This is a genomic window from Edwardsiella piscicida, assembly GCF_001896205.1.
Taxonomy (GTDB): Bacteria; Pseudomonadota; Gammaproteobacteria; order Enterobacterales; family Enterobacteriaceae; genus Edwardsiella; species Edwardsiella piscicida.
In genome coordinates this window covers 2,274,240-2,287,238 of sequence record NZ_MPNU01000001.1, presented here as the reverse complement: position 1 = coordinate 2,287,238, position 12,999 = coordinate 2,274,240, and the positions used below count along the sequence as shown (strand labels likewise).

Here is a 12,999-nt window from a genome sequence, read left to right as displayed (position 1 = left end):
AAGAGATTATATTTTAAAAATGTGCTGCAGCATCTGCGCGACGCCATCGTCAGCATTGCTCTGCGCGACGGGTAGGGTGCCCAGCTGCATTTTTAATTCGCGGGGGGCATTGTCCATGACAATTCCAAGGCCCGCCTGGCGTAGCATCTCTGTATCATTGTGCCCATCGCCGAATGCGATTGCCTGGCGCTGAAAGTCGATTCCTTTCTCCGCGAGTAGCGCCGCGACGGCGCTGGCTTTGGAGATGCCCCTGGGGCCGATCTCCAACTGCTGCGCGGAGGTGCGATAACACGCTAAATATTGCCCGAACTGCTGCTGCAGTCGCTGCTCTAGCGGCGCGATATCATTCGGGCTCCACAGTAATAATTTATTAATTTTTAATGAAAAAATATCTGACGGTGCGATCTGTAGATAGGAAAATCCAGAGAGCTTGACGTAGTCGTTGGCCATCTCGTTGACTTCGTAGAGTTTCCAGCCATGGCTATCGAATGCACTGAGGTGAATATGATAGGGCGCGATGAAGCGCATTATGTCGGCGATAATATCCTGCGCGATGACATGCTCGCAAAGAATAGCGTCGCTCTGCTGACATAGCGTCAGCGAGCCATTAAGTCCGACAATATGGGGTCGCTGCTCCAGCGCCTGCGCTATTCTCTGGGCATCGCGCGGGTGGCGTCCCGTGGCGAATACCAGCGTTATTCCTAACGCGCTGAGCTTTTTTAATATGACGAGGGTATGCGTAGAAAGTTGGCCCTGCGGATTCAATAACGTACCATCTAAATCAGTAACGACAGCCTTATATTTCAATATATGGTCCTCCATGACAATATTCCGCGCCTAGTATGCAAGCACTTCGCTGCTAAATCCATCGACTTTTGTCTTTTTAGTCTTAACCTATAATTATTATTTATATTGATTCTATTACTCATGGATTTATAAGATGGGTTACAGCCACGGCTGTAATAGCGCCGGCGCGGACGATCTATCTCCCGACGGCGCGCTATTGGTATGATAATAATTCGCGCACCGCGGACGCCTATTCGTCGATAAATCCTGTCGGGCAGGCATGATACCGCGACATTATTCTTTCTATTTAACCCTAAGTCACCAGTAATTGAAATATTCATTGCGTACTTCGAAGCAAAATGAAAGCTATTGGGGACGGTGCGCCGATTAACTCATCCGCCTGGCAGGCAGACCCCGCTGCCGACCCCGCGGGATAAAGCACCGCGCGGCGATCCCGCAGGCGTCCGCGCTGGCGCGGTCGCCCAACCGCGGGTAGCCGGGTTGCCTATGGCCATTTTTAGCGCGTTCCCACGCCGTCGGTACGGCCTCGCCGCCAGCGCAACGCGCCGTGGCGCGCGTAGGTGAGGGTCTCGCGATACCGCCATTGGGGAGACTTGCGCTGATCCCGGTTGCGTGGAGTGAATTCGCTAAACCGCGCCGGCGGATATTCATTGGCAATAATGTATTACTTATATTGGCATCGTTAGTCGCGTGTTTTTCACGCAATTAACGTCACGATTGAAATGAATCAATAGCGCGTATTTGGTAACAAAATATCACGTCAATGCGCACAATCTATTGGATTCCCGATAAGATAGGGCGGAGCTGCGGGGGATTGCGCTTATCACGGTGGTTATCCCACGCCTTCAATATTAGGCATCGTTTAAGGCAGGGTATTGATGTTATGATCGCCCCATCCGTTTTTTCGTCAGATTGCGTTTTCTGCGCGGGATAGACTATTGCGTATCGTTATTTGGCCAAACTTTCACATTGGTAACTATTTTTGTATTCAGTTATGAGGATGTTTATTTATGTCCAAATCGACTATCCGGCTGCAAGATTCTCTTGCCGCGGGATTGATTAATGGAGTGATCAATGGCGCGATTGCACACTGGCACTTCAAGGATGTTACGCGAGTCCCTTTATCACTCAATGCCATTGCAAATGAACAAACCTCCGTATGGGGAGAGGCGATTTCGCTGACGTTTGGGCTGGGGATCATCTTGTCGCTGATTACCGCAGCGCTGTTCGTGAAGCATCTGCACAAGGCATTGCCTGCGATGCAAAACAAATTTAATCCGTCGTTCTGGCGTACCATGCTTCCCATTGCGATAACCCAATGCGCTGCGCTATTCGGTTGGTTTGTGGCGCTTGCGGTGATCTGGACCAAATATATGGGGGAGATCATCGTCCCCAGTTCATGGGCAGCCTTCTTGGTCGGTGGATTTGCATTTGTCATCACGCTGTTCATTGAGTATCGCACCAAGCAGAGTCTGATTACTAAAAAAATTAGTCTGTTAGATTGATTGTGTACCCCTAATGATTGTAGAAAAGGAATAAGGTTAATGAGTGATTCCACTCCGTCGGAAGCGCGTAGTGCGGCGCCATCTGCGCAGGATAAGACGACGCAGGCGCGGTCGCTGACCTATAGTATTTTCCTGGCCGTTGTTATTCTGTGGATTTACAGCCTGTGGGCCGATCGCGTTACGCCGATGACCGACATGGGAAGGGTCAATGGAGAGATAATCCGTCTGGTACCGCAGGTCTCCGGCCCCATTGCTGATATTGATGTCGCCAATAACGATGAAGTGACGAAAGGGCAGCTGCTGGCCACCATTGATAAAACGCCTTTCGCGCTGGAGGTTAAGGCGGCCGATCTGGCTTTGCAGCAGGCCGCCCAGTCCTATCATGCGGACTCGGCATCCATCAAGGTCGCGCAGGCCAATGAGGCCTCTGCCCGCGCCGTTGCCCATAATGCCCGGCTACAGGTGGAGCGATATCGGGTGCTGCTGAAAAAGGGCACCATTAGCCAGGCTGCCATGGATGATACGTTGACCCAGCTGAAAACCGCCGAGGCCAATCTGGCGCAGACCACCTCTGCGCTGGAAAAAGCCCGCTTTGAGAGCGGCCCACGCGGTGAGGAAAACCCCGAAATTCAGACCGTGCTCAACAGGCGAGCCCAGGCTCGGCTCAATCTTGAATATACGGATTTGAGAGCGCCGGCCAATGGCGTCATCACCAATATGGCGTTGGCGAAAGGCAACTACGCCAGCGCCGGCCAGCCGCTGCTGACCTTTATTAATACCGATAAACTGTGGCTGACCGCGATGGTCAGGGAGAACTCGCTGGCGCATTTGAAGCGGGGGGATGGCGTCAAAGTGGTGTTGGATGCGTATCCTGGTCAGCGCTTCTCGGGCAAAATCAGCTCGATAGGCTTTGGCAGCAGCGGCAACGGCAATCTGCAGGTCGATGCGAGCACCGGACTGCTGGATTCACCGACCGCGAACCCGAGCGCCCAGCGCTTCCCTGTCAATATCCAGCTTGATCCCCTGCCGCCCGGTGTAAATCTGCGCTACGGTGGCCGTGCGGTGGTTGCCTTCTACCCGGGGCGCTCATACCTGGGCGAGCGGCTAGAAGATCTGTGGATATGGGCATGGAGCTATATCAGCTATGTTTCATAGTCCCGCTAACGCCTTGCTGCGGGTAGCGCTATTTCCGGTGCTGCTGCTGTTTTGGCAATATGTATTTGGGACGGACTTACCGCTGCTGGCTCCGGCCATGTGTGCGGTATTCCTCACCACGACGCACAATCCTCCGCCGCTCATCATGGTCTTTCTGATGGCCGTGGTATTGTACCTGACCTCGTGGGTGCAGGCCTGGCTGGCAACGTTATTGCTGGATTATCCCCAGGTCTATTATCTGGCGCTGCTGGGGATATTCTACTGGTGCATGGATCGAACGCGGAAAAATGCGCAGGACCTGGTGGCGATTTTGCTTATTGTGGCAACGGCGATGATCGCCGTTTTCGTTAAACAGAAAGCGATTTCGGTTGATCAAATACCGCTGGCTCTGTTGAAGAATATCTTCGTCGCAGGGTTTACCGCCTACCTCGCCTATTTTATTTTCCCGGGCGGAGAGCCATTAACCGATGCCAGTGCAGCCGCCAATAGCGCCAGCACGCGTCCCCATCGGCGTTGGCACACCCTGTTTAAGGCGGCACTGGTGCTGACGATTCTCTGTACCGGCATCTCGCTCGATCTGGAGCAGAGCACGATTATTACCATCGTGGTTGCGCTGATCATCAAAGATTCCAATCCCGCCCTGGGGCATAACTACGGCATCAGACGTTTACTGACGACCTATGCCAGCGTGCTCTACGCTGTTCCCCCGCTGATCATGTGCGTGCTACAGACCAATCTGATTGGGCAACTGGGCGTCACGGTGGTTTGCGCCTTATTTATGGGGATCCACGCGGTGAAGAAAAAGGCCAGCTACAACTCGATTCAACTGCTCTATTCGAGCTACGTGGTCTTGGTGTTTTACTCGATTACCTCAACCAGCATCGATGCGTTCAGCGATGGCCTGATCCGCTTTAGCTCCGTGATGCTGGCGGTAGCCCTGGGCGTCATGGCGCTGATTATCATGCAGCCAGCGCCATCCGCGGAACCCGAGATAAGATAGCCCTGTTGCAACGCCTGCGGCTTTTCCGCGCCCCTCGATGAGGCCGATACGGCATTAAGGGGCGCGCTATGTTGGATGGGTGCTCCTGAAAAAAGCGGGGGTTCCACCCGCGGGTCTTTCACGCCGTTGATCGCAGCGGCCGCCTTTCCCACGTATGCCCGCAGTCCGTGGATGAGCGGCGGGCGCAGGCGATCATCCGCTCACGGATAGCGATACGGCGCCCGCAGCGGCGCAAGCCTGATACAGCTGGCTCGCCTCGGGTAGCGCCAGGCGTGGATTAACCTTATCGATGACAAAAGGGACCACCCATAAGCGCAAAGGCGGTTTACCCGGCGTAGGGAACGCAAAATGCTGCGCGATCGGGGCGGTAAAATTGGCATGTGCCGGGTACACCAGAAACATCTCCCGCACCGTAATCTGCTGATCAAAATAATGATGACCATAGGCAAACATCGGATAGAAATCGCTCTGCTGCAGCGCATATTTATCAGCGCCATTGGCCAAGGTGGGATCAAGCAGCTTCCACTTGGTATCCAGAACGGCGATCACCTGCTTACCCTGTATCATCACCATGTCGGGTTTAAGCCTGAACCACTGCGCATCCGCATGGGTGACCAGGCTCTTGCTCTGAACCTGCGCGTGAACCGCGACCTGCGGCGCATACTGCTCACGCAGGGTCTTCGCCACGTAGTGTTCAAATACCTTCTCCATGGGAAACAACAGTGAGAAGGCCCGGTTATCGCCTTTCATGGTTTGGGGTGAAAAGCCACCTATCTTGACCCAGGGCGCGCGATGGCTCCGGCGCGGAGGCGCGGATAGCGCCGCCCCGGGCGGCCAATGGCGGGGGCAGCGGTGCGGGCCGGTCAGGGGCAGGGTAGCGCCATCAACGGCCCCGGGGCCGACGTGCGAGGCGAGTGGCTCCTGCGGCGGGGCGGCCCCGGGCCGCAGGGGGGCGTTCTGTGGTGCGGCAATGTGCGGCTGCGGCGCCGTAAAACGTCGCGCCGGCCGTGGCGATGGCGGCGTGGGCCGCGCCTGCGCGGGGTGGGGGGCATCCCGGCTGAAGCGTGTCGCTGGCTGGGGGATAACGGGCAGGCCGATGGGCGCGCCGACGCGCGCCCGCTCCGGTTTTAGCCGATCCTCTCCACGATCAGGGCGATCCCCTGGCCGCCGCCGATGCACAGCGTCGCCAGCCCCAGGGTTTTGTCCCGGGCGGCGAGCGCGTGCAGCAGGGTGACCAGGATCCGGGCGCCGCTGGCGCCGATGGGGTGGCCCAGCGCGATGGCGCCGCCGTTGACGTTGACCTTCTCGGCCTCCAGCCCCAGCGTCCTGCCGACGGCCAGGAACTGCGCGGCAAAGGCTTCGTTGGCCTCAATCAGATCGATATCGGCCATCTGCAGCCCGCACTGGCGCAGCGCCTTCTGGGCGGCGGGCACCGGCCCCATCCCCATCAGCGCCGGTGCGACGCCGGCGCTGGCATAGCCCTTAATCCGCGCCAGCGGCGTCAGCCCCGCCGAGCGAGCGGCGCTTTCCTCCATCACCACCAGCGCCGCCGCGCCGTCGTTGATCCCCGAGGCGTTGCCGGCGGTGACGCTGCCGGCCTGATCGAACGCCGGGCGCAGGGCGGCGAGCCCTTCCGCCGTAGTGTCGGCTTTGGGGAATTCGTCGCGCTCAACGAGGGTGGTTTTTTTCCGCGATGTCACGCTGACCGGGACGATCTCGGCCCGAAACGCGCCGCGCTGGAGGGCGCTGGCCGCCTTTTGCTGGGAGTGCAGGGCCAGCGCGTCCTGCATCTCACGGCTGATGCCGTATTCGCGGGCGATGTTTTCGGCGGTGATCCCCATCGGGTAGCCGTGGGTGGCGCACAGCAGGCCATCCTGCAGGATGACGTCGGTCAGCGTGCCGTCGCCCAGGCGGTAGCCCCAGCGCGCCTTTGCATTCAGCAGGTACGGCGCCTGACTCATGTTTTCCATACCGCCGGCGACCAGCGCCTGCGCCTGGCCCGCCTGAATGGCCTGGGCGGCCAGCGCCACGCTCTTAAGCCCCGATCCGCAGACCTTGTTGACGGTAAAACCGCAGACCGCCTCGCTGAGGCCGGCCCGCAGCAGCGCCTGGCGCGCCGGGTTTTGCCCCAGGCCGGCCTGCAGCACGTTGCCCATGATCACCTCATCCACCCGCTGCGGGTCGAGGCGGGCGCGTTCCAGGGCGGCCCTGATGACCGAGGCGCCCAGATCGATGGCGCTGACGCTGGACAGGGCGCCGTTGAAGCTGCCGATGGCGGTGCGTACCGCGCTGACGATGACACAATTTTTCATCTTCTGTTCCTTAAAAACGGGGAGAGGGCGCGGTCAGAACAGGGTCAGACCGATAACAAAAATGACGCCGGAGAACAGCAGGGCGGTGATGCAGTAGCCCATGATGTCGCGTACCCCGAGCCCGGCGATGGCCAGGGCGGGGAGCGCCCAGAAGGGCTGCGCCATGTTCATCCACTGCTCGCCGTAGGCGATGGCCATCACCGATTTCCCGAGATCGGCCCCCAGGGTTTGCGCGGCGGGCAGGACGAACGGCCCCTGAATGACCCAGTGGCCGCCGCCGGACGGCACGGCAAAGTTGATCAGCGCAGAGCTGAAGAAGGTCATCAGCGGGAAGGTGTCTTTATTGGCCACGTTGATGAAGAACTCGGTGATCAGGCCGCCCAGGCCGGAGTGCTCCATCATCAGCTGGATCCCGGCGTAGAACGGGAACTGAATCAGAATGCCGGCGGTGCTGCGCGCGGCGGCGCTGATGGCGCGCATATAGGCCATCGGCGTTTTGTGCAGCAGCAGACCGGCGATCATAAACATCATGTTGACGGTGTTGATGGTGATGTTGAACCCCTTCTCGACGAAGTAGACGCCCAGATAGGCGATGCCCAGCGCGCCGATGATCAGCGCCAGCGTCCGGCTCTCTTCCAGCTTCTCCGACGGGGGGCGTCGGCCGGTAATCTTTTTTGGAAATCGGCCTCCTCCTGCAGCAGGGTCGGATCGATGCTGACGACCTCCGACGGCCTGGGGGTCATCAGGCGGGTAATAAAGGGCATCACCACGATCAGGGCGAGGGTGATAAACAGGTTAAAGCCGGTGAAGAGGGTATCGCTGACCGGAATTAACCCGGCGACGTGCTCCACCGGGTTACCCGGGGTGGCCGCCAGCAGGGGCATCGAGCCGGAAAAGCCGCCGCCCCAGGTCAGAAAGCCGATGTAGGCGCAGGCGATCAGCAGCGGGTAGTCGGAGCCCGGCACGCGGCGGGCGACTTCGCGGGCAAACATCGCCCCCACCACCAGCCCAAATCCCCAGTTGATGACGCAGGCGACGGAGCCGAAAAAGGTCACCAGCATCACGCCCTGGGCGGGGGTTTTGGCGGCCGACGCGGCGGTGCGCAGCAGGCTTTTCACCGGGGCGGAGCTCGCCAGCGCGTGGCCCGTCACGATGATCAGCGCCATCTGCATGCCGAAGGCCAGCAGGTTCCAGAAGCCGTCGCCCCAGAAGCGCACCATGCTGAGCGGCGTTTGCGGGGTTAGCCACAGCGCGATGCCGAAGGTCAGCAGGGTCAGCAGCATGGCGAAAATCAGGGGGTCGGGCAGCCAGCGGCTGACGAAGCGCGCCATAAAGCGTGAGATGCGGCCAATCATGCGTCACCTCGCAGGATCTGCAGATCGGCGGCGACGTCAAAATGGGCCTCGGTCTTCGCGCGCAGGGTGGCCAGATCGCACCCTTCGGCGATGTCGGTCAGCCACATTTTGCCGTCGATAAAGCGGAATACCGCCAGCTCGGTGACCAGCACATGCACCGCATGGCGGGCGGTAAGGGGCAGGGTGCAGCGGCGGAGGATTTTGGCCGATCCATCCTTTGCGCAGTGCTCCATGGCGATGATCACCCTGCGCGCCCCGGTGACCAGATCCATGGCGCCCCCCATGCCCGGCACCATTTTGCCGGGAATCACCCAGTTGGCGAGGCTGGCCTGTTCATCGACCTGCAGCCCGCCCAGTACGCAGGCGTCCACGTGACCGCCGCGGATCAGGGCGAACGACATCGCGCTGTCGAACATGGCCGCGCCCGGCAGGATCCCACAGGGCTGTCCCCCGGCGTTTACCAGATCGGGGTGAGCGGTGGTGACCGGCCCCAGCCCCAGGAATCCGTTTTCTGACTGCAGGGTGATGTGGATGCCCTGCGGCAGATAATTGGCGACCCGCGTCGGCAGGCCTATGCCCAGGTTGACGATGTCGCCATCGCGCAGCTCTCGCGCCACGCGGCGCGCAATACGCTGTTTGGTATCCATTATGAATTCTCCTGAGGCAGGACGATATGGTCGATGACCGCGCCGGGCGTCACGATGTGGTCAGGCAGCAGCGCGCCGGTCTCCACCAGTTGGTCGGGCTCAGCCAGGGTGACGTCGGCGGCAAGGGCGATCAGCGGGTTAAAGTTGCGGGCGCTGAGCTGATAGGTCAGGTTGCCCAGGGGGTCGGCGCGATGGGCGCGGATCAGCGCCAGATCGGCGCGCAGCGGGCGCTCCAGCAGCCAGGTTTTGCCGTCGAGCTCAAGGGTCTGCTTGCCCTCGGCGGCGACGGTGCCGACGCCGGTGGGGGTCAGAAAACCGCCGAGCCCGGCGCCGCCGCAGCGGATCTGCTCAATGAGGGTGCCCTGCGGAACCAGCTGAACCGCCATCTCCCCGGCAATCATGCGCCGCCCGGTTTCCGGGTTGGTGCCGATGTGGGAGGCGATGACGCGGCTGACCCGCCCGTTGACGATCAGCGGGCCGATGCCCGTATCGACAAAGGCGGTATCGTTGGCGATCAGGGTCAGGTCCCTGACGCCGGACTCCAGTAGGGCCGAGATCAGGCGGGGCGGGCTGCCTACGCCCATAAAACCGCCCACCATAATGGTCATGCCGTCGCGAAACAGCGCGCGGGCACTCTGTAAGGTCATCAGCTTGGTTTTCATTATTGTTCCCTGTTGCTTACGCGAATGTGAGTACGTACAGGGAATAGCAAGCCGAATGCCAGAGTGGCCTGTGGACGAGATTATTGATTATCGTATTGAATAATATGGATTATGATGAATGCCGCCGCGCGGTGGCGCTGTGCAGAACGTTGCGCACTGTGCAAAATTCTGCATAGCAGATTTTGGCCGCGGGGGGCCCCGCAGGGCGATAGGCGGCGCCTAGCACCCGGCCGGATCGATGCCGTACTCCTGCAGCTTGTACATCAGGGCGCGGCGGCTGATACCCAGCATCAGGGCGGTGCGGGTGCGGTTTCCCGCCTGCTGTTCGAGCACCTCGCTGATGATGCGCCGCTCCTCGCGCTTGATCTCCTCTTTCAGATTGCGCTCGCCGGGCGGGGCGCTTTTGGCGCCAGCGCCGCCGCCGATGGGCTGGTGCAGCGGAGCCGGCAGATCGTCGGCAAAAATGACCGCGCCGGTGCTCATCACCACCGCGCGCTCGATGACGTTGGAGAGCTCGCGGATGTTGCCCGGCCAGGGCCAGGCGCTGAGCAGCGACATCGCCGCCGGATCGATCTCAATCATGTCGCGCTGGTTCTCCGAGCTGAACTTTTGTAAGAAATGGTTGGCGAGCAGGGCGATGTCCTGCCGCCGCTCGCGCAGCGGCGGCAGCGGCAGATGAATGACGTTCAGGCGATAGAAGAGATCGTTACGGAAGCCGCCCTCGCGCACCATCGCCTGTAAATCCCGGTTGGTGGCGGCCACGATGCGGATATCCACCCGAATGGTTTGGTGTCCCCCCACGCGCTCGAACTCCCTTTCCTGCAGGATCCGCAGCAGCTTGGCCTGCAGCGGCGGCGGCATTTCGCCGATTTCATCCAGCAGCAGGGTGCCCCGATGGGCGCGCTCAAACAACCCCTGGCGCTGGGTCTGCGCGCCGGTGAATGCGCCCTTCTCATGGCCGAACAGCTCGCTCTCCAGCAGCGACTCCGGCAGGGCGGCGCAGTTGACCTTGATAAAGGGGCCGCTTGCGCGCCGTGAGCCGTAGTGAATGGCGCGGGCAATCAGCTCCTTGCCGGTTCCGCTCTCCCCGCTGATCAGCACGTTGGCCTGCGAAAGGGCGATTTTCGCGGTGTCTTTGCAGATATCCATCATGCGCGGGCTGTTGGTCAGGATATGTCCCCACTGCCAGCGGGTGCTCAGGGCCTGATGCAGGCTGCGGATCTCCTGCTTCATCGCCTGCAGCTGCAGCGCGCGCTGGATCAGTAAGTTCAGCTCATCCAGATCGAAGGGCTTGATCACATAATCGAATGCGCCGCTGCGCAGCGCCTCGACGGCGGTCTCCACCTCGGCGTAGGCGGTCATCAGAATGACGGGGGTGCGCGGCTGCCGGGCGCGCATGACTTTCAGGGCGTCGATCCCGTTCATGGTCGGCATACGGATATCCATCAGCACCACGTCCGGCGGCGCGTCGGCAAAGCGCTGCAGCGCCTCGGCCCCGTGGCTGGCGGTGTGTGTTTCATGCCCCTGGAGCGTCAACGCGGTGGTGAGCATGCGGCGTACGTTATCTTCGTCATCCACGATGAGAATACGGTTGCGGGTTTTCATTCTGCTGGGCTCTCCGGCGGATTGCGCGGTAACGTGAGGGTAAAGGTCGAACCGCCTCCCGGCGTGCTGACCACGTCAATATCCCCCCGGTGGGCGTTGATGATGCGCTGGCTCAGCGCCAGCCCCAGTCCGGTCCCCGAGGCCTTGGTGGTGAAGAAGGGATCGAAGATTTTTTGCTGTAGCGCGATATCGATGCCGCAGCCGCTGTCCTCTATCGCCACCGCCTGCTGCGCCGGGGCGGGTTGCCAGGTGCGTATGCGAATCTCGCCGCGCGCGCTGATGGCCTGCACCGCATTGATTAAGATATTCAGCAGCACCTGCTTGAGCAGCTCGCGATCGGCCACGATCGCCGGCAGCCTCCTGTCCAGCGCGCAGTGGAAGGCGATCCGCGCCTGAACCCCGGAGGTTTGCACCAGGATCAGCGCCTCGTCGATCAGCGCGTTGAGCGACACCTGCTGCCACTGGCTTTGCCGCGGCCGGGAGAAGTCGAGCAGCTGCTGAATGACTTTATTAATAGAATCAATCTCTTTGAGTACCACGGACAGGTACTCCTGATGCGCTGGCTGGGTGGTCTGTTGGCGGATGATCTGCACGTAGCCGCGGATGGCGGTCAGCGGATTGCGCACCTCATGGGCGACGCCGGCCATCAGCTCGCCCAGCGTGGCAAGCCTTTCGGTTTGCGCCAGGCGGCGCTGGGTCTCTTTGCGGGCGGTCAGATCGGAAAAGATCACCAGCGCCCCCATCAGTTCGCCATGGGGATTGTGGATGCGGCTGGTGGTGACGCTGATCTCAATGGTGCGATGACGCGCCGGGAAGCTGACCTCTTGCGCCAGGTGGGCGGTGCCGTGCGCCAGGGTATCCAGCACCGGACTGGCGAAATGGGAGTCGGAGAACAGGGCGGCGTAGGGCTGTCCCACCAGCTCATCCCGCGTATAGCCGGTGATGGCCTCTGCCGCGGGGTTGATGGTGGTGACCGCACCCAGCCTGTCGATGGCGATCACCCCGTCGGCGGCGTTTTCAATGATCAGATCGTTAAGGGTTTTGGTCTCGCGCAGCGTTTGCGCCAGCGCGTTGATGCTGCGGCTGATTTGCCCCAGCTCGCCGGGCAGCTCGGGGAGCGGCGCCGGCGTTTTATGCGCCAGCGTCGAGATCCCCTCGGTGATGATGTCGATATTGGCGCTGAAGCGCCGTGAAAAGAGGACGATCAGCAGCAGGCTGCACAGCAGACCCGCCGCCAGCGCCGCCATAATGCGCAGATCCATCTGGCGAGCCTGACGGTGAATATCCTGCGTCAGCTCATTGGCCCAGATGTAGCCCGTCACCTCGCCGTCTCGCCGAATGGGGCGCATCGAGTTGAGAATATCGCCGCGCACCTGGTGGCCGGAAAAGACGATCGGCGTATCGCTGCGCATCACTTCGCGTCCGGGGTGGTCGGCGGCAATGGTCACGCCGACGTTGCTTTGATACAGCGCGAACGGGGCATAGGTAATAATCGCATCCAGCGTTTTGCTGTAGTAGCCCGCGCCGATGCCGGGAAACGCCTGGGTGATGCGCTCGGTGATGGGACTGAGCTCGGCATTCAGCGCCCGGATACGCTCAGCGCGCGGCAGCGCCGAGAAGTGGTCCAGGCGTTCGCCCAGCGCCTGGTCGAGCAGCTGCACGACGGCGGCCAGCTTTTTCTCTTTTTCGGCCAGCACCGCGGAGCGTCCCTCGATCTCGACGATATAGCCAATCGACAGCGTCGGTACGATGACCATCAGGATCGCCATGAGTATCATTTGATTGCGTAATCGTCGTGGGTATAACCCTCTTAAAAAGCGCATGCAGGTATCCCGGTGGCTCGGCGCAGGCAAACCCCGATTATCGAATTTTGCGCCGGCGGTTTCTCAGCGGCGCATCATATTCCGGCAAGTGCGGCGCCGCCGCGTCGCGGGGATGCCGCGACGGCAGG

10 protein-coding genes and 1 pseudogene are annotated in these 12,999 nt (G+C 60.7%); 3 read left to right on the top strand and 8 right to left on the bottom strand.

Annotation, left to right across the window (positions count from 1 at the left end):
* Positions 1 to 6 precede the first annotated feature (6 nt).
* Positions 7 to 822: a Cof-type HAD-IIB family hydrolase gene (locus BRD58_RS10550; RefSeq protein ID WP_069578740.1), complete on the bottom strand. Its 816-nt coding sequence runs from the start codon at positions 820 to 822 to the stop codon at positions 7 to 9.
* 995 nt (positions 823 to 1,817) lie between these two features.
* On the opposite strand from BRD58_RS10550, the gene BRD58_RS10545 reads away from it, so the two are divergent.
* Genes BRD58_RS10545 through BRD58_RS10535 form a run of 3 tightly spaced genes read left to right on the top strand, consistent with a single transcriptional unit; the run spans position 1,818 to position 4,467 of the window.
* A complete protein-coding gene (locus BRD58_RS10545) occupies positions 1,818 to 2,312 on the top strand; it encodes a permease (RefSeq protein WP_073382839.1) in 495 nt (164 codons plus the stop codon).
* Between the two features lie 39 nt (positions 2,313 to 2,351).
* Positions 2,352 to 3,467 (top strand): HlyD family secretion protein, encoded by a 1,116-nt coding sequence (locus BRD58_RS10540; RefSeq protein ID WP_034167967.1) that lies wholly within the window; start codon positions 2,352 to 2,354, stop codon positions 3,465 to 3,467.
* Positions 3,457 to 4,467, top strand: coding sequence for a DUF2955 domain-containing protein (locus BRD58_RS10535; RefSeq protein ID WP_015461655.1), 1,011 nt, complete (start codon positions 3,457 to 3,459; stop codon positions 4,465 to 4,467). The genes BRD58_RS10540 and BRD58_RS10535 overlap by 11 nt, the downstream gene beginning before the upstream one ends.
* Before the next feature lie 192 nt (positions 4,468 to 4,659).
* Here BRD58_RS10535 and BRD58_RS18380 read toward each other — a convergent pair whose 3' ends face one another.
* The 7 genes and pseudogenes from BRD58_RS18380 to atoS all read right to left on the bottom strand — a co-directional run bounded on the left by BRD58_RS18380 (position 4,660) and on the right by atoS (position 12,871).
* Positions 4,660 to 5,646: a 5-methylcytosine restriction system specificity protein McrC gene (locus BRD58_RS18380; RefSeq protein WP_330221155.1), complete on the bottom strand. Its 987-nt coding sequence runs from the start codon at positions 5,644 to 5,646 to the stop codon at positions 4,660 to 4,662.
* Complete coding sequence (locus BRD58_RS10520) at positions 5,595 to 6,779, bottom strand: acetyl-CoA C-acetyltransferase (protein WP_073382827.1); 1,185 nt, start codon at positions 6,777 to 6,779, stop codon at positions 5,595 to 5,597. The genes BRD58_RS18380 and BRD58_RS10520 overlap by 52 nt, the downstream gene beginning before the upstream one ends.
* A gap of 33 nt (positions 6,780 to 6,812) precedes the next feature.
* A pseudogene (locus tag BRD58_RS10515) lies at positions 6,813 to 8,134 on the bottom strand (TIGR00366 family protein).
* Positions 8,131 to 8,781 (bottom strand): 3-oxoacid CoA-transferase subunit B, encoded by a 651-nt coding sequence (locus BRD58_RS10510; protein ID WP_012848850.1) that lies wholly within the window; start codon positions 8,779 to 8,781, stop codon positions 8,131 to 8,133. The pseudogene BRD58_RS10515 and the gene BRD58_RS10510 overlap by 4 nt, the downstream one beginning before the upstream one ends.
* Positions 8,781 to 9,443 (bottom strand): acetate CoA-transferase subunit alpha, encoded by a 663-nt coding sequence (gene atoD / locus BRD58_RS10505; protein WP_015461647.1) that lies wholly within the window; start codon positions 9,441 to 9,443, stop codon positions 8,781 to 8,783. The genes BRD58_RS10510 and atoD overlap by 1 nt, the downstream gene beginning before the upstream one ends.
* Positions 9,444 to 9,662: 219 nt before the next feature.
* The gene (gene atoC / locus BRD58_RS10500; protein ID WP_015461646.1) at positions 9,663 to 11,048 is read right to left on the bottom strand and encodes an acetoacetate metabolism transcriptional regulator AtoC; all 1,386 of its coding nucleotides are present in this window, start codon (positions 11,046 to 11,048) and stop codon (positions 9,663 to 9,665) included.
* Positions 11,045 to 12,871, bottom strand: coding sequence for a two-component system sensor histidine kinase AtoS (atoS, locus tag BRD58_RS10495; RefSeq protein WP_073382822.1), 1,827 nt, complete (start codon positions 12,869 to 12,871; stop codon positions 11,045 to 11,047). Before atoS ends, atoC begins: the two co-directional genes overlap by 4 nt.
* Positions 12,872 to 12,999: the final 128 nt, after the last annotated feature.

What these genes read in the sequence shown, in the direction of transcription:
- atoC (WP_015461646.1), bottom strand. Translation starts at nt 11,048, where the DNA reads ATGAAAACCCGCAACCGTATTCTCATCGTGGATGACGAAGATAACGTA.
- BRD58_RS10510 (WP_012848850.1), bottom strand. Translation starts at nt 8,781, where the DNA reads ATGGATACCAAACAGCGTATTGCGCGCCGCGTGGCGCGAGAGCTGCGC.
- BRD58_RS10520 (WP_073382827.1), bottom strand. Translation starts at nt 6,779, where the DNA reads ATGAAAAATTGTGTCATCGTCAGCGCGGTACGCACCGCCATCGGCAGC.
- BRD58_RS10550 (WP_069578740.1), bottom strand. Translation starts at nt 822, where the DNA reads ATGGAGGACCATATATTGAAATATAAGGCTGTCGTTACTGATTTAGAT.
- BRD58_RS10535 (WP_015461655.1), top strand. Translation starts at nt 3,457, where the DNA reads ATGTTTCATAGTCCCGCTAACGCCTTGCTGCGGGTAGCGCTATTTCCG.
- BRD58_RS10540 (WP_034167967.1), top strand. Translation starts at nt 2,352, where the DNA reads ATGAGTGATTCCACTCCGTCGGAAGCGCGTAGTGCGGCGCCATCTGCG.
- atoD (WP_015461647.1), bottom strand. Translation starts at nt 9,443, where the DNA reads ATGAAAACCAAGCTGATGACCTTACAGAGTGCCCGCGCGCTGTTTCGC.
- atoS (WP_073382822.1), bottom strand. Translation starts at nt 12,871, where the DNA reads ATGCGCTTTTTAAGAGGGTTATACCCACGACGATTACGCAATCAAATG.
- BRD58_RS10545 (WP_073382839.1), top strand. Translation starts at nt 1,818, where the DNA reads ATGTCCAAATCGACTATCCGGCTGCAAGATTCTCTTGCCGCGGGATTG.